Source organism: Acinetobacter sp. YH12068_T (assembly GCF_024606005.1).
Classification (GTDB): domain Bacteria; phylum Pseudomonadota; class Gammaproteobacteria; order Pseudomonadales; family Moraxellaceae; genus Acinetobacter; species Acinetobacter amyesii.
The window spans coordinates 2,058,369-2,074,972 of the sequence record NZ_CP094555.1 but is presented as its reverse complement, the minus strand read 5'-3'; the positions used below and the strand labels follow the sequence as shown (position 1 = coordinate 2,074,972).

Genomic DNA, 16,604 nt, shown 5'->3' with positions numbered 1-16,604 from the left:
TAAATATTTAGAATTTGAGTAATAGGTTTTTACATGACAACTGAGCAAAATGTTCAACAAGAACAACAGACAACAACTAAGCCAGCAGTTGAACTGGCGATTTTTAACTTAGAGAGTGTGACGCATACAGAAGATCATAAGTTTATTGCACATCAAATTGAAAACTATTTAAAGCAATGTGGTAATACCAACTTAGGGCAGTTGAAAAGTCTTGCTAATGTACCAACGGTTGCCAATATTTTTGCACTTTCAGGTTCAGTCTTAGATTTACTATTGTTTTGTACTGAGCAAAAACAAGGTGAGTCAGGAGTACAGCAAGGCGCTTTACTTTGTATGAACTTGATTGGTTTATACTTAGAACCCAAAGCCGAAGCTCATGTACGAATGGCTTTACGTCCTTTATTGGGACTCATGGCTGAATGTTTATATCCGCAAAATGGTAAAGTCAAAGAAGCCGATATCCGTCGCATGTCTTTGCATTTAAATGCGCAAATGGCAGGGGATATAGAAAAATTCCTGACTGAAACACAAGCTAAATTACCTACCTTGCTTTCAGGTGCAAGCACATTGGGTATATCCATACTCTCAGCCTTTGCAACTGAAACGAAATCAGGACTGGTATCACCAACCATTAATTTTGGCGCAACTGCCGAAAAACGAGATCCAACGGAACAATTTAGTAACTGGACGAAACCGCTGATTGATCTGACACAAACCAGTGCGCTTGCTAGTTTGATACCGAAACTTAAAAAGCCAACAGGGGTCACATCTTTACAGTTGGAAGCACAACAAGCACAATCGCTTTTACCGAATCTAATTCAGCAACAAGCAAATACAGGTACAAAATATAGTATTGCTTGGTTGATACAAGAAACCTTAAAAGCCATCAAAAAACAAGGCAATAAAGCCAGTGCCAGCGTTCCTTTAAATCAAACTGGTGAGCATGAGCAGCATACAACAGGTGATACTTTAGAGTTTTTAACTTTACAGGCCGATGCACTGAATAATCCGCCTTGCCAAGGAGCTGACTCACAATCTAAGCACAGTATCAGCTATTCCATTGGCGCAGAACGAGTCAATCATACTGATTTCTCCTTACCCAAAGTGGGCTTTAGCTTCAGCCGTCAATATAATTCGCAAATGCATGAGTTTGATGGCAGCATGATAGGCGCTCGTTGGATGATGCCTTTTTCGAATGTCATCATCCAAAATAAAAACGGCTATTTGTTTATTGATAGTAATGGGCGCAAGCATCAGCTACCAGATTCAATTACCTATGAAGCATACACGGTGCCTTATGAAGGCTTTACGGTAGAACCTTTAGAAAATGAAGATTTGCTACTAAACTTTGGTTCAGCGTGGAGTTTCCATTTTCACAGCTTTAATGACGGAAAACACTATGAGTTGATTCAGCAATTCAATGAAGAAACAGATGAAAAAGTTGCTTTAAGTTATTTACTATTTGAACAGCAGGCTTATCTGCAAAGTATTGATTTTCAACTGAAGCGAGGCAAACACCAGCTCAAGTTTGCCTTTAATGAACAAGTGAAAATCATTGCTGCCTTTGTGGATGAGCAAGCAGAGCCAGTTTCACGCTATGAATATGATACGCAAGGTAATTTAATTCAGGCAGTGGATCAAAATGGTCACGTGCGCAGCTATGAATATAATGATGCGCATCAGCTGACCCGTTATACCGACCGTACAGGGCGTGGGCATAATATTCGATATGAATCAAAAGAAGCGAATGCCAAAGCCATCGCAGAATGGGCTGATGACGGCAGCTTTAAGACCCGTTTGGAGTGGCATCCACGACTGCGCCAAGTTGCTGTATATGATGCTTATGATGTGCCGACCTATTACTATTTTGACTTAGATGGTTTTACCTATCGCACACGCTTAGCCGATGGCCGTGAAAAATGGCTATCGCGTGACAGTCAAAAACGTATTACCCGTCAAATTGATTTTGCAGGCCTAGAAACCGAACAGGTTTATAACGAGCAAGATCAGCTGATTAAAATTGTACAGCCGAATGGAGGCATCATCCGTTTTGCCTATGATGAAGCAGGAAATTTGACGGAAACTAAAGATCCAGAAGGTCATATTTGGAAAAAAGAATACGATGCAGACGGTAATGTAACGAAGGAAATTAATCCTTTAGGTTATAGCACGCAATATAAATACAACAACGATAATCAAGTTGTAGAAATCATTGATGCCAAAGGCGGCTCTAAAAAAATTCAATACAATGATTTGGGGCAAATGACCGCATATAGCGATTGTTCAGGTAAAGAAAGCGCATGGGAATATGATGAAGAAGGCGCACTGACGGCCCAGCAGTCTGCTGATGCACAGCAAGTCAAATATATCTACAGCACAGATGGCAAAGACAAAGGCCAGCTTAAAGCAATTGTCTACCCTGATGGTTTAAAAGAACAATTTGAGCATGATGAAGAAGGGCGCTTGCTCAAGCATACGGATACCAAAGGTTTAAGCACGCAGTACCGTTATAACGCTGCGGGTTTGCTCGAACAGCGTATAGATGCGAACCGTCATCAAATTGGCTACCAATGGGATCAGCAAGGCCGTATTCAAAAGCTGATCAATCAAAACCATGCAGAATATTTATTTGAATATAACCGTTATGGTCAATTGGCACGTGAACAGGCTTTCGATGGCGAAGAAAAATATTATAGCTACAATGAAAACGGTCAGCTGTTCCAAATCCGTCAGCCGAATGTGTTTACTCAATTTGCATATTTTGCTGATGGTGCAATCGCTTCAAAAACTTATACCCATGTACAAACTCGTGTAAGTCAAACAGAAGAATTTGAATACAACCTGAATCATCAGTTGAGTAAGGCGACGAATAAAGACAGTCAAATCGATTTTTATCGCAACGCGCTTGGCCAATTGGTCCGTGAGCATCAGCATTATAAAGTGCCGCATTTAACTCCGCTGACGGCTGTGCTGCGTTATGAATATGATGTGCTGGGAAATTTAACTCAAACGATTCGCCCTGATGGACAGGTTCAAAGCAATTTGAGTTATGGTTCAGGGCATATTTATGGCATTGCGTTAAATAAAAAAGACATGGTGGCATTTCAGCGCGATGACTTGCACCGTGAAACAGCGCGGATGCTTGCCAATGGATTGGTTCAAACCAAAAACTATAATGATGTAGGTTTACTCAGTTCGCAGCTGATTCAGCCAGAGCAAGAGACATTAGGTCGTGTACAGCATCAAGCAGAACGGCAGTATCATTATGATCAAAATTATCTACTCACGCAGGTGGACGACAGCCGTTTAGGCAAGCTGAATTATCAATATGATGCGGTTGGCCGTTTGATACAGAGCCAAAGTGTGCATAAAACGGAAAGCTTTGCTTTTGACCCTGCGGGGAATTTGATTGACCCGATTGCCACGCAGGCGTCTCAAGTCAAAAATAATTTGATCGCTCAATATCAGGGTAAAAACTATAAATACGATGCGCAAGGCAATGTGATTGAAAGCAGCCATGCAGGCAAAACATTAAAACTGACGTGGGATAACCTGAACAGATTGGTTTGCAGTGACCATAATGGTCTGGTGACTGAATATGGTTATGATGTATTTGGACGGCGTTTATATAAGAAAAATCAAAATGCGCAAACCCTGACCTTATTTGGCTGGGACGGTGATTTGATGATTTGGGAGTCACAGCAATCTTATGACTTCGAAGAAAACTACACCAAGCATTATGTCTATGAACCTCAGAGTTTTGTACCGCTGCTGCAAACGGGCTATACAGGTTTTATCAAGCTTTTAGAAACTCCATATTATGCTCAATTTCAGCATGAAGATTATTCGGTTTATAAAGACCCGATATGGAAAACTGAAACACGAAAAAATAAAGCTGAATTGGAGCGGGTACTTTTTTATCACTGTGACCAAGTTGGAACACCGCAGACTTTAACAAATGAGTTAGGTGAATGTATATGGGAAATTAAGCAAGATACATGGGGCACAGCTTTAGAGATTAACACCAGTGAAAATTTATTAGAGCAAACCAATATTCGTTTTCAAGGGCAATATTACGATAGTGAAACTGGATTACATTATAACCGTTACAGATATTATGAGCCGTTTAGTGCGAGATATGTAAGTAAAGATCCAATCGGGTTATTTGGTGGTTTGAATAATTCTAGTTATGTAAGTGATCCAAATCAGTGGGTGGATCCGATGGGGTTGATGGGGCAAGGTGTTTATTCATGGACTGATGAAAACGGAGTAACACATTTTACGACAAATCAAGGTAAAGCGTACGAAGCACAAAAAAACAGTCATAATGTAATTGGTAAAGATGTTCAATCTAGAAATTACTTAAATAGAGATGATAAAAAGAAGAAAGAGGAAGAGCGACTTAGACAGGGAAGAGAGGCAGATAGAGTTAGAAGAAAAGCTTCAGCAGCTCTAGATTATGTTCCATCAAGCTGTATGATGGGAACATCATATGCTTGTGGACAAGAGCCACCACCTATGACAGAGGCTCAAAAACGTGCACAGGAGAGAAATGATATTAGAGAAGCAGCTGGGTTGCCAACATATATGCCAGCAGATGCGATTGAAAGTAGAGCTGCAATGGTAAGAGAGGGGGGGAAATTAGTTGCAGATAACGCATTGGAATATGGAGGAAAAGTTAATCCGACTTTAGCAACTTTAGATGCTGTTCAAAAGTGTTCTGAATTAAATATTAATAACTGTGTTGGATTCATTTCACCAGTAGGTAATTTTAATGATAAGTATGATAAGGTGAGAGATGGTGTTGAGATTTTAAAAACAGTTAACCCTGAATTATCCGATCTAAAAAGTGTCCCAAAAATCCCAGAATATAAATATGAAAATGGGTCGATTGTGGAGGTAAAAGATGAATAAGATAATAATTCTAATTTTTGGATGTACTAGTCTGTTTTTACATGCTACTGAGAATATAAGTGGTAAAAATAATAACTATAAAAATAACGCTTTTGTAGATAATTGTATTAGTGCTAATGATGAAGCTGATTTGTTGAATTCATCGGTTCAATATAAAATAGGGTCTTATTACTATTTAGGTGTAAATGGTTGCTCTAAGGATTATGAAAAGGCTTATGATTATTTTATTCAATCTGCTAATCAAAATAACTCAAATGCCCAACTCATGATTTCTACTTTTTATTTAGAGGGTATTGTTGTTAAGGCTGATAATGGTATGGCTATTGAATGGCTTGTAAAATCTGCAAATCAAAATAATACTTTAGCTGAATATAATTTAGGTATGTTATATTTAGAAGGTAAAGATATTAAAAAAGACTCTAAAGAAGCATATAAGTGGTTATTCAAAGCTGCAAATAAAAATGATAAAAGTGCACAGTATAATTTATCATTAATGTATAGGTATGGTGATGGGGTTGAAATTGATCAAAAAAAATCTATAGAATGGTTAAGAAAAGCAGCAGAACTTGGTCATATGATCGCAATGTATGATCTTGCAACCTTGTATTTAATTGGTGATGGGTTGGGAAAAAATATTAATAATGCGAAATATTGGTACATAAAATCTGCTCAATTAGGCTCTTCTGAATCTGCTTTTAGTTTAGGTATGCTCTTTTTTTCAGAGAAAAAATATGAGGATGCACTTCAGAATTTAATTTATGCAACTGATTTAGGAAATAAGGATGCAATGTATAATTTAGCATTAATGTATGAAAATGGGATTGGTGTAAAGGCTGATAATAAAAAATCTTTATATTGGTATACAAAGGCAGCTGAAAAAGGAAGTAATGAAGCAATACAAAAATTAAAAGAATTTCATTAATTGACTCATAATAAAAAAGCCCTCAGGGCTTTTTACATCTAAAACTTAAGGCAACTGCTTAATCGGACTACCACCTAAAGCTTGTATCAAGGTTACATAAGCATTGTATTGACTTTGCTTGGTTTAAACTGTAGATGGCTTATAAATACGTATAGTTTGTTGTGCGTCGAAGAAATTTTAAATGTTTTGTAGTTTATAAAGTTAATATGCTATTAAATAAATTTTATTCACAATATGAAAATATTATGATAGCTGTGTAGAGGCTTTGTTGCACAAAGCTATTCTTAAGGGCTTCTTCAGCCATATAATTTTCAGATGAAGAAGTCTACACAAAATCTACCGCACAACCAATTGGCCCGCATATAACCGAGCACTCATTAATCGCGGAAATATTGCCATTTGGTTTGATCCTACTACGCAATGGTATGCTCCATCAAAAGGCAAGCATGTTCGAAATCAAACCTATTCTGATGCTGCTATCCAATGCTGTCTGATGATTAAATCTCTATTCCGTTTGTCTTTACGTATGGTCACTGGCTTTGTTGAAAGTTTTATTCATCTTTGTAGATTAGATTGGGCAGCCCCGAATATTAGTGATATTCGTATTCCACCATTTGTAGAAGACAAAAGCATATTGATATTGCAATCAGCTACCAAAAAAAGTAGCGATGGGCTGCATCTACTCGTAGACTCTACAGGCATGAGGTTTCTAGGTGAGGGAGAATGGAAACGCAAGAAACATGGACCTGAATATCGTCGCCAATGTCGTAAACTACATATTGGTATAGATGCTAAAACCCTACAAATACGCGCTATTCAGCTCACAACCAATAATTTCAGTGATTCACAGGTGCTTGGTGATTTACTTAATCAGTTTCCACAAGATGAGCAAATTGACTCTGTTTATACCGATGGAGCTTATGACACCAAGCAATGCCGTCAGGTCATTGCAGATCGGCAAGCGCATGCGGTGATTGCACCTAGAAAAAATGCGAAACCATGGAAAGATACAAAGAGTAGCACGCTAGAGCGAAATGAATTACTTCGAACGATTAATCTTGCGAAGCAGTGCTTCTCAGGCAGGACACTATGGAAAAAATGGTCAGGCTATCATCGGCGAAGTATGATTGAAAATAAGATGCATTGCATCAAATTATTAGGAGATAAACTCAGTGCAAGGAGTTTTGATAGCCAAGTGAATGAGATCCATGCACGTGTAGCAGTCCTTAACAGATTTACGGAATTAGGTCGACCACTTACCCAAGTTACGCCTTAAATTTGGCTCAATTAGGGGTGCTTTGCATTTCAAATCTTTGTGCAACAAAGCCCTTTTGATACACAACCTAAATGGCTTCAGAGTGTGGAGTATGAATGTCAGGTCGCGGAAGATGCCCCGTACATCGTTGATACATTTACGACTTATCGGTTAGATACTTATTTTCGTGTTATTAAATCTTGATTTTTATACTTAATTTTTAGCCATTTAAAAGTAAAGTGAAGTTAAATTATATAGATCACAAATCCTATAAGGAAAAGCTTTCTATATTACAGTGCAGCATATTGCAAAAAAGAAATAAAAAACCCATGAATCATTATAATTCATGGGTTTATATATTAAATCATTGCAAAGCTGTGCATATGATTACAAAAAATTGGTGGGCCCACACAGACTTGAACTGTGGACCAACGGATTATGAGTCCGCTGCTCTAACCAACTGAGCTATAGGCCCTATATTCTGAATGTGTTATTTATCAACAAGTTCAGACGCAAAGCATACTAGCGAAGATTTTTTTAAAAGACAAGCCTTTTTCTTCACGGCTGCACACTAACACAACAAATTGGCTGTAGTTGCAGCAGTTGAGCTTGGATTAGACCAAAATGCACAAAGTGCCGAATCCTATCGTGATGTAAATCACGACAAAAGTTATCAAACAGTCAAAATAACCTTATAATAATGCCCATTCTTGTCAGTACCGTGCTCAACAGCGCATAGATTGGTACTGGCCTCACATTTTTAAGTCAATGTCCTACAGTTATTCGGCTTAAGTTTTCATTTTTATGTGTTGCACTGACACATAAGAATATTTAGGTGCCCACATGGAAATTAAGGTTAATTATCTCGATAACCTTCGACAAGAAGCCAAATTTGATGACTTCACGGTAATTGCCGACCAACCCATTCGCTATAAAGGCGATGGCTCTGCTCCCGGACCATTCGATTACTTTTTGGCGTCGTCAGCATTATGTGCAGCGTATTTTGTAAAAGTGTATTGTGCGGCGCGAGACATTCCGACAGACAATATTCGCTTATCTCAAAACAATATTGTTGATCCTGAAAACCGCTATAAGCAAATTTTCAAAATCCAAGTCGAACTACCTGCGGATATTTCAGAAAAAGACCGTCAAGGCATTTTGCGTTCAATTGACCGCTGTACGGTTAAAAAAGTGATTCAGACTGGTCCTGAGTTTGTCATTGAGGAAGTAGAAAGCATTGATGCAGATGCACAAGCTTTACTTATGCCAAATTTAGCGTCAGAAAGTACCACGTTTATTCCGGGTAAAGATCTGCCATTAGAAGAAACCATTGCCAATATGTCAGGTATTTTGGCTGGTTTAGGCATGAAGATTGAAATTGCATCATGGCGTAACATCGTGCCGAATGTTTGGTCTCTACATATTCGGGATGCACAATCGCCAATGTGTTTTACCAATGGTAAAGGTTCAACCAAAGAAAGCGCATTAGCTTCGGCTTTGGGTGAATTTATTGAACGTCTCAATTGCAACTTCTTCTATAACGACCAGTTCTGGGGTGAAGAGATTGCCAATGCTGACTTTGTGCATTACCCAGATGAAAAATGGTTCCAACCCGGCCCAGAAGGCGAGTTACCTGTCGAAATTTTGGATGACTACACACGTGAAATTTATAACCCAGAAAATGAGTTATTAGGTACACATCTATATGACACCAATTCAGGAAATATAGCACGCGGTATTTGCTCTCTTCCATTTGTCCGTCAGTCCGACGGTGAAACAGTGTATTTCCCATCAAACTTGATTGAAAATTTATACTTGTCAAATGGGATGAGTGCAGGGAATACCTTGGCTGAGGCTCAAGTGCAATGTTTATCGGAAATCTTTGAGCGTGCGGTCAAACGTGAGATTTTAGAAGGTGAATTGGCTCTACCAGATGTACCAGAAGAGGTTTTAGCCAAATATCCAAGTATTGTTGCGGGTATTCAAGGCTTAGAAGAACAAGGTTTTCCTGTATTGGTAAAAGATGCTTCACTTGGTGGTCAGTACCCTGTGATGTGCGTAACCTTAATGAACCCACGTACTGGTGGGGTTTTTGCATCTTTTGGTGCGCACCCTAAACTCGAAGTAGCTTTAGAGCGTAGCTTAACCGAGCTTCTACAAGGCCGAAGCTTTGAAGGTCTAAACGATCTACCAAAACCAACGTTTAGCTCGAATGCAGTCACTGAGCCAAATAATTTTGTAGAACACTTTATTGACTCAAGTGGTTTGGTATCTTGGAAATTCTTTAGCGCACAATCAGACTATGATTTTGTAGAGTGGGATTTCACATCTGAAGGTGAAAATGCCAATGCGGAAGAAGCCGCAGCGATGTTCGCGATTCTAAAAGATATGGGCAAAGAAGCGTATATGGCGGTCTACCAGCATCTTGGTGCTACGGCATGTCGTATTTTAGTTCCGGGTTATTCTGAAGTGTATTTGGTTGAAGACTTGGTTTGGGATAATACCAACAAAGCTTTGGACTTCCGTGAGGATATTTTAAATATTCATCGCCTAGATGAAGACGAGTTAGTGTCATTGGTTGAGCGCTTAGAAGAGCTTGAAGTGGATGACTACACGGATATTGTGACGCTCATCGGGATTGAGTTTGATGATAATACCGTATGGGGTCAATTAACGGTTCTTGAGCTCAAACTACTGATCTATATTGCGCTACAAGAGTTTGAAGAAGCAAAAGAGTTGGTCGAAACCTTCCTTCAATACAACACCAATACGGTCGAACGTGGTTTGTTCTATCAATGTATGAATGTGGTTTTAGAAGTTGAATTGGACGATGACTTAGATCTCAATGACTATGAACATAATTTCCGTCGTATGTTTGGTGACGAACGTATGGATGCGGTGATTGGTTCAATGGATGGCAGTCTTCGCTTCTACGGTTTAACTGAAACCAATATGCAACTTGAAGGTTTAGATCGTCATTTACGTCTGATTGATAGCTATAAAAAATTGCATGCTGCACGTGCGAAGTTTGCCAGTCAGAACGTTTAAATCTGGGCTTGTGAATAACGTTACTCATGTGATCATCTATTTGAAAAAACTCTCCTAAGGGGGAGTTTTTTTGTGCAAAATTTGCTGAAAAATAATCTATATCTGTGATGCTGATATTAATAAAAAACCTTAGAACTCAGGTGAATATAAGGAAGGCTTAAAAATAACCGATTATCCGAAATTGTGTCATTTTAAAGTAAAGATATTTGACTCATTGGAAAAATATGCTAATAAATTAGCTATGGCGTGTTTAGGCATGATCATAATATTTCAGGACGAAATATTCAGAAGCACATTAATAAATAAACGGGAGTTTTAACAACATGCTTCACTTATTCAGAAAACTATTTTGCATGCATATTTACGAATACGAGCAAATGGAAGAAATCGGTTCACACAAGGAATGTCGTAAGTGCGGTGTGACAAAGTAATGCAGAGTCTCAGCCGAAAAAAAGTGAGCGAAAGCTCACTTTTTTAATGCCGGTCAATATTGAAATCATTAAAATAGAAATACATTCACAGTTTTCATGCAGATATGAGTAAAGATTTTCAAGCCGAGCGTTATACCGTCGATGCCAATATGGCAGATACCATTGCATGGTTATTACAACATCAAGATTGCTTTGAATCTTTTCATTATGATGCGATTCAGCAGCAATTGGTGGTTCAACATGCTAATGGTCAAGACATTATTCGTGAAGGGGATTATTTAAATGCAGGCTATGGAATTTTAATAACAGCACATAACTTTGTTAAGTAAACGATATATTTTCCCTACTCATGGTGATTTAGCCATTTCATTTGTTCGCACCATCTCTTGCATTGCACTTTGATACCTATCACTGATCATTCAATAAAACTAAGCCCCGAACTTCGGGGCTTATTTTAAGCCATTTGCATGGCATCAGTTGAAAGCTGTGCAGCATTTGGTTTGGGCTGTTCAGCCACTAAACCGAGTTTGCTAAATAAAAGCTGATCTTTGCCTTCGCCTGCATTTGGCGTGGTCAGTAGTTTTTCACCAGAAAAGAGTGAATTTGCACCTGCCATAAATGCCAAAGCTTGTTCTGAATCACTCAGGGATTCACGACCTGCAGAGAGTCGAATATAGCTTTTTGGCATAATGATCCGTGCGACTGCAATGGTGCGAATCCATTCGATCACATCGAGTTTCTCAACCTCTGCAAGTGGGGTACCTTGAATAGGCACAAGGAGATTGATCGGCACAGATTCAGGATGAATCGGCAGCGTTGCCAACTCCATCAAAAAGGCGATACGGTCATCACGGCTTTCACCTAAGCCCACAATTCCGCCGCTACAGATTTTCATTCCAGATTGGCGCACATAGTCCAGCGTCGTTAAACGGTCATCATAGCTACGTGTGCTAATGACATTGGGATAATACTCACGAGAGGTATCGAGGTTATGGTTGTAATAATCTAAGCCTGCCTCATGTAGGCGCTCTGCTTGAGACTGATTCAGCATGCCAAGGGTCATACAGGTTTCAAGTCCCAGCGCTTTGACTTCACGCACCATTTCTAGCACATAGGGCATGTCCCGTTCATGTGGATTGCGCCATGCAGCGCCCATACAAAAACGCGAAGAACCTGAGGCAAGCGCAGCTTTCGCTTCATTGATGACTTTTTCCACAGCCATGCGTTTTTCGGCTTCTAATCCAGAGTCATAATGTGCGGACTGAGAGCAATATTTACAGTCTTCAGGGCACTTACCAGTTTTAATCGAAAGTAAGGTGCTGACTTGAATATGATTGGCTTGGAAATATTCACGGTGAATGGTCTGTGCTTGGAATAATAAATCCATCAATGGTTGTTGATACAACTCTTGTATTTCTGGATGTGTCCAGTCATTTCGGTAGCTCATAAATAATCCATATTTTCTGCCTAATGCAGATCATCATACGTAAAATTTGCAGACTTCCAAGACTATTTTGTAACATTGCAATTTAGCTAAAATGCATTGAAATGACTTTTTCAAAGAACTTTTGATATTTAAGATGCTTGCAAAGTTATGCTAAATGACAGCACAATCGCTGCAATGTTTATTTTGAGCTAAAAAATTAATTTTCTTGGATTACGTCACTAAGTTTTAGCTTAAATGAAAACTTTGTAAGGATCTGGAAAATAGAGAATAAAAGTCCTTAAAGCATTTTTGAGTTTTGTTCTGCAATTGCCCAATCAATATGAACTTGCACAATCGCGTCATGTTTTTCGCGAGAATTTTTTAATGATTGAACAATATTTGAACTGTATGGTGCATTGCCTAAGCCTATCGCGATATTTCGCATAAAGCTTTGATAGCCTGTTCGTCGGATAGGACTGCCTTCAGTACAGCTTAAAAAAGTGGCTTCATCCCATTGCCAAAGATCTAATAAACTCACTTGGTCGAGACCATGACGTGGATAAAAGTCCTCAATTTGAGTTTTATGCGCAAAGCTATTCCATGGACAGATAAGTTGACAGTCATCACAGCCAAACACACGGTTGCCAATGCCACGGCGTAATTCTTCAGGAATGATGCCTTTATATTCGATGGTTAAGTAGGCAATGCATTTACGTGCATCTAACATATAGGGCTCAACGATGGCCTGAGTTGGACAGATATCAATACAGGCTGTGCATGAACCACAATGTTTGGTTGCCGGCGAATCAAAAGGCAAATCGAGTGATGTAAACAGCTCGCCTAATACAAAAAATGAGCCTGATTTTTTATGAATCAGTAAGGTGTGTTTGCCTGTCCAGCCCATGCCTGCATTTTCAGCTAAGGATTTTTCAAACACTGGTGCAGAGTCGGCAAAGGGTCTAGATTCAAAATCTCCGATTTTTTCACGGATGATATTCGACAAGGTTTTTAAACGACCACGCATGACTTTGTGGTAGTCACGACCTCGTGCATAGCGTGCAATGATGGCTGCATTTGGCTCATCAGGAACATAACGTGGTTTTGGGGTTTCGACCAAATAATCCATGCGGACACAAATGATACTGCGGGTGCCGTGGACTAAAAGTGCAGGATTGGCACGTTTTTCAAGGTTTTCCTCTAGGAATTTCATATCGCCATGATAACCACGTTCTAAATATTCTTTAAAACGAGGGAGTTCCTCTTGAGCATCTGGCTTTGCGATGACACAATCAGAAAAACCTAAATTTAAGGCTTGTGCTTTAATCCATGCTTTTAGGGTTTCTGGATCATATTGATCGACAGGAATTTTTTGTGCAGGAGTTGAAGCGGCCATAATCATAACAAGGAAAAACAATGCGTCTGCAAGTTTACCATAGCCCTGTTTATCTTAGCCAAAGTATTCAAGCTTGGGAGCAGCGTTGGTTTGCTCAGCACAATAGCAGTTATGGTCTGATGCAGCAGGTCGCATGGTCGATTGCTCAGCAACTCATTCCAATGTTAAAGCAGCAAAATTTAAATAATATTGCAGTATGTTGTGGGCAGGGCAACAACGCAGGTGATGGATATCTTACAGCGCAATACCTACAGCAAGCAGGCTTTCAAGTTGATATCTATGCCGCTGAAATTGGAGCATCGAAAGATTTACATTCTGCGGTACAAGAAGCGATAGTTCACAAGCTCAAGATCTATACACATTTTGATTTTCAGCGTGACTATGACGTTTATATCGACGCATTATTTGGTATAGGGCTCAATCGTGAACTTTCTAGCGAATGGCAAGCCATTATTCAACGATTGAATGCATGCACGGGACTCAAAGTTGCGATTGATATTCCAAGCGGATTACATGCCAATACAGGGCAGCCTTTACCCATCGCATTTCAAGCTGATTATACCTTTACGGCATTGGGTCTAAAAGCAGGGCTATTTACAGGTCAAGCGAAGGAATATGCAGGTGAAGTTGTGGTGATGGCATGTATACCGACTGATACAGAACTAGAGCCACTTGCTCATTTGTCGCCGCAGAAAATAGCCTTACCTGCGCGTCAAGCCTTTGGTCATAAAGGCAGTTATGGCCATGTTTTGGTTGTTGGTGGCCATGCAGAAATGGGTGGGGCGGTGATTATGGCTGCTGAGGCTGCATTCCATGCAGGTGCAGGTAAGGTCACGGTTGTTTGTGATGCACGACATCACACCGCTATTTTGGCGCGCGCACCGAATATTATGCTACGCGATATCAATGCATTAACTACAGAAGCGATTCGGCAACTGATCGATCAAGTCGATGCGATTAGCTTTGGCATGGGGCTTGGTCGTGACAATTGGGCACAACAGCAGTTTAAGTCATGGTTTCCATTGATTCAGCAGTCAACCTTGGAAATTGTTTTGGATGCAGATGCATTATGGTTTCTAGCTGAAACACCTGAAAAATTGAATGCACGCACCTATGCAACGCCACATCCCGGTGAAGCTGCGAAATTATTGGGTATTACTACTGCTGAAGTTGAAGCAGATCGTGTACAAGCAATTCAACATTTAAAAGAAAAATTTCAAGGTCAATGGGTGCTTAAAGGCGCAGGCAGCTTAATACTTGAAGATCAGCTTTGGATTTGCACCGCAGGTAATGCAGGAATGGGTACAGGCGGTATGGGAGATGTGCTTGCAGGGATGATTGCAAGTTTAAAAGCACAATTCCATCAGCAAATTCATCTGCATGAAATCGTAAGTCTGCATGCTTTAGCAGGTGATGTATTGGCGCAGTCGGGGATGCGTGGTTTGCAGGCACAGGATATGGCCCAAGCGGTTTATCATGTGGTCAATCATTCAGGAGATGAAGACTAAAATGCATGCGGTTAAATTGCGAATTCAAGGTAAAGTGCAGGGTGTTGGCTACCGTCGTTGGTTTGAGCAGCAAGCGCTTGCACTTAGTTTGAATGGTTATGTGAAAAATCTAGCGACGGGCGAAGTTGAAGCGCTGATTATAGGAACTGAAGACGCCATTCATAAAATACTGAAACACAGTCTGGTGGGTCCTTTACGAGCAGACGTGACTAAAATCGATCAGCAAGAAATTCCAATGCATGAATTAGACTATAGCGGTTTTAAAATGATCCGCTAAGTTTGATCACCTGATTGAGTGGGCTTTTGAAAACAGTCTGAATTACTGAGCTATATGATTTGACGAATATTTATCGACGTCGAGTGCTTACACGGCTTCGGCCACGAGCCATACCACCTAAGGCATTCAGTACAGCCATTTTACTCATACTCCCGGACGCATGCGCATGACAAATTGCGGCAGCCAAAGCATCGGCTGCATCCTGCTGGGGTTTGATGCTTAGGTTCAGAATGCGCATAACCATCATTTGGACTTGTTCTTTATCAGCAGCCCCATAGCCGACCACAGATTGTTTGATTTGACGTGCAGTATATTCAGCGACTTGTAAATCTAAATTGGTTAAAGCGGCAATGGCAGCACCGCGTGCTTGACCTAATTTTAAGGCCGAGTCAGGGTTTTGAGCCATAAATACTTGTTCAACCGCAGCTTCAGTAGGCCCGTGAAACTTTACGATGCGATCAATACCAGCAAAAATACGTTTTAAGCGTTCAGGCATTTCTGTTGTTTCGGTACGAATGGTGCCAGCATCGACAAAACGTAGTTTAGAACCATCCTTTTCGATGATGCCGTAACCAGTTAAGCGCGACCCAGGGTCAATACCGATAATTAATGACATGTTTGCCTATTTGCCCTTTAAAAATAAAAATATGCCCATATTGTTACATAAGCGTGTCAAAAAAGCTTGATAGTGATTGAGCAGTTGAACGCAACACCTTAAATTAATTTACTGAGATTTGTTTAATTTTCATGAAATTATTTCTTCTGATTTTAGCAGGCTTGATCCTGGAAGTGTTTGTCTGGATCGGTGTGGGCGACCTCGTCGGCAGCATGTGGTATGTCTTTTTCTGGTTCGTGGCAGCCTTCTTTATAGGGATGAATATTATCCGTAAATATTCATCAGGTCTGATGCCTCAAATGCAGCAAATGCAAGCAGGTCAAATGAGTAATGATCCAGCTTTAACTGGAAACTTACCTAAAATTTTGGCTGGTTTCTTATTGCTGTTGCCGGGTCTAATCTCAGATATTATGGCACTACTTATTTTGATTCCACCTGTACAAAATGCCATGAAAGCGGTCATGATGAAAACCATGATGAAGCGTCAACAAGCCATGATGGAAAAAATGATGGGTGGCATGATGGGCGATATGGGAGGCATGGGCGGTGCTCAAGGTCAGAACCCATTTGCAGATATGATGCGTCAAATGCAAGATATGCAAAATCAGCAATCAGGCCATGATTCATCCGTTATTGATGGTGAAGCTCGTGAAGTGACGCCAGATGCGAAACAAATTGAACTGAAAGATGTCAATAAAAAATAAGCAACTCAGTATGAAAGGCCGAATGTGTATTCGGCTTTTTTTGCGTAAATTTTGATACGGCCTAAAAAATAAACCTTGTGTTGCCAACAAAAAAATTGAACAAGCGATAT

11 protein-coding genes, 1 tRNA gene and 1 pseudogene are annotated in these 16,604 nt (G+C 39.9%); 8 read left to right on the top strand and 5 right to left on the bottom strand.

Annotated features, from left to right (window positions below; translation table 11 throughout):
• Positions 1 to 33 precede the first annotated feature (33 nt).
• Together MST18_RS10045 and MST18_RS10040 are read left to right on the top strand one after the other, a co-directional pair.
• The gene (locus MST18_RS10045; protein ID WP_180133537.1) at positions 34 to 4,914 is read left to right on the top strand and encodes an RHS repeat-associated core domain-containing protein; all 4,881 of its coding nucleotides are present in this window, start codon (positions 34 to 36) and stop codon (positions 4,912 to 4,914) included.
• Positions 4,907 to 5,836 carry a tetratricopeptide repeat protein gene (locus MST18_RS10040; RefSeq protein ID WP_180133536.1) on the top strand — a complete coding sequence of 310 codons (930 nt, stop codon included), beginning with the start codon at positions 4,907 to 4,909 and terminating at the stop codon, positions 5,834 to 5,836. The genes MST18_RS10045 and MST18_RS10040 overlap by 8 nt, the downstream gene beginning before the upstream one ends.
• Positions 5,837 to 5,881: 45 nt before the next feature.
• Here MST18_RS10040 and MST18_RS16650 read toward each other — a convergent pair.
• Positions 5,882 to 6,004 (bottom strand): annotated as a pseudogene (locus MST18_RS16650) (hypothetical protein); the annotation flags it as partial.
• 166 nt (positions 6,005 to 6,170) lie between these two features.
• Between MST18_RS16650 and MST18_RS10035 the strand changes: the two are divergent.
• Complete coding sequence (locus tag MST18_RS10035; RefSeq protein WP_257250381.1) at positions 6,171 to 7,112, top strand: IS5 family transposase; 942 nt, start codon at positions 6,171 to 6,173, stop codon at positions 7,110 to 7,112.
• Positions 7,113 to 7,489: 377 nt separating this feature from the next.
• Here the strand turns inward: MST18_RS10035 and MST18_RS10030 are convergent.
• Positions 7,490 to 7,566 (bottom strand) — tRNA-Ile (locus tag MST18_RS10030).
• Positions 7,567 to 7,934: 368 nt separating this feature from the next.
• Between MST18_RS10030 and MST18_RS10025 the strand changes: the two genes are divergently transcribed.
• Together MST18_RS10025 and MST18_RS10020 are read left to right on the top strand one after the other, a co-directional pair.
• Complete coding sequence (locus MST18_RS10025; RefSeq protein ID WP_180133535.1) at positions 7,935 to 10,139, top strand: OsmC domain/YcaO domain-containing protein; 2,205 nt, start codon at positions 7,935 to 7,937, stop codon at positions 10,137 to 10,139.
• Between the two features lie 535 nt (positions 10,140 to 10,674).
• Complete coding sequence (locus MST18_RS10020; RefSeq protein WP_180034670.1) at positions 10,675 to 10,899, top strand: hypothetical protein; 225 nt, start codon at positions 10,675 to 10,677, stop codon at positions 10,897 to 10,899.
• A 125-nt stretch (positions 10,900 to 11,024) separates the two neighbouring features.
• Here the strand turns inward: MST18_RS10020 and bioB are convergent, their stop codons facing one another.
• Both bioB and queG read right to left on the bottom strand, forming a co-directional pair.
• Complete coding sequence (bioB, locus tag MST18_RS10015; RefSeq protein WP_180007367.1) at positions 11,025 to 12,017, bottom strand: biotin synthase BioB; 993 nt, start codon at positions 12,015 to 12,017, stop codon at positions 11,025 to 11,027.
• Positions 12,018 to 12,294: 277 nt separating this feature from the next.
• Positions 12,295 to 13,389: a tRNA epoxyqueuosine(34) reductase QueG gene (queG, locus tag MST18_RS10010; RefSeq protein ID WP_180133534.1), complete on the bottom strand. Its 1,095-nt coding sequence runs from the start codon at positions 13,387 to 13,389 to the stop codon at positions 12,295 to 12,297.
• 20 nt (positions 13,390 to 13,409) lie between these two features.
• Here queG and MST18_RS10005 point away from each other — a divergent pair, with 20 nt between their 5' ends.
• Together MST18_RS10005 and MST18_RS10000 are read left to right on the top strand one after the other, a co-directional pair.
• Entirely contained in the window at positions 13,410 to 14,897 is a 1,488-nt protein-coding gene (locus MST18_RS10005; protein ID WP_180133533.1) for an NAD(P)H-hydrate dehydratase, read from the top strand.
• Position 14,898: 1 nt separating this feature from the next.
• Positions 14,899 to 15,174, top strand: coding sequence for an acylphosphatase (locus tag MST18_RS10000; protein ID WP_180133568.1), 276 nt, complete (start codon positions 14,899 to 14,901; stop codon positions 15,172 to 15,174).
• A 70-nt stretch (positions 15,175 to 15,244) separates the two neighbouring features.
• Here MST18_RS10000 and ruvC read toward each other — a convergent pair whose 3' ends face one another.
• On the bottom strand, positions 15,245 to 15,790 hold the full coding sequence (gene ruvC, locus MST18_RS09995) for a crossover junction endodeoxyribonuclease RuvC (protein WP_078189034.1): 546 nt from the start codon (positions 15,788 to 15,790) through the stop codon (positions 15,245 to 15,247).
• 131 nt (positions 15,791 to 15,921) lie between these two features.
• Here ruvC and MST18_RS09990 point away from each other — a divergent pair, with 131 nt between their 5' ends.
• Positions 15,922 to 16,494 carry an FxsA family protein gene (locus MST18_RS09990; RefSeq protein WP_180133532.1) on the top strand — a complete coding sequence of 191 codons (573 nt, stop codon included), beginning with the start codon at positions 15,922 to 15,924 and terminating at the stop codon, positions 16,492 to 16,494.
• Positions 16,495 to 16,604: the final 110 nt, after the last annotated feature.

Excerpts from the sequence above, each read along its gene's own strand:
- MST18_RS10005 (WP_180133533.1), top strand. The coding sequence starts at position 13,410 with ATGCGTCTGCAAGTTTACCATAGCCCTGTTTATCTTAGCCAAAGTATT.
- ruvC (WP_078189034.1), bottom strand. The coding sequence starts at position 15,790 with ATGTCATTAATTATCGGTATTGACCCTGGGTCGCGCTTAACTGGTTAC.
- MST18_RS10000 (WP_180133568.1), top strand. The coding sequence starts at position 14,899 with ATGCATGCGGTTAAATTGCGAATTCAAGGTAAAGTGCAGGGTGTTGGC.
- MST18_RS09990 (WP_180133532.1), top strand. The coding sequence starts at position 15,922 with ATGAAATTATTTCTTCTGATTTTAGCAGGCTTGATCCTGGAAGTGTTT.
- MST18_RS10040 (WP_180133536.1), top strand. The coding sequence starts at position 4,907 with ATGAATAAGATAATAATTCTAATTTTTGGATGTACTAGTCTGTTTTTA.
- MST18_RS10025 (WP_180133535.1), top strand. The coding sequence starts at position 7,935 with ATGGAAATTAAGGTTAATTATCTCGATAACCTTCGACAAGAAGCCAAA.
- MST18_RS10020 (WP_180034670.1), top strand. The coding sequence starts at position 10,675 with ATGAGTAAAGATTTTCAAGCCGAGCGTTATACCGTCGATGCCAATATG.
- bioB (WP_180007367.1), bottom strand. The coding sequence starts at position 12,017 with ATGAGCTACCGAAATGACTGGACACATCCAGAAATACAAGAGTTGTAT.
- queG (WP_180133534.1), bottom strand. The coding sequence starts at position 13,389 with ATGGCCGCTTCAACTCCTGCACAAAAAATTCCTGTCGATCAATATGAT.
- MST18_RS10045 (WP_180133537.1), top strand. The coding sequence starts at position 34 with ATGACAACTGAGCAAAATGTTCAACAAGAACAACAGACAACAACTAAG.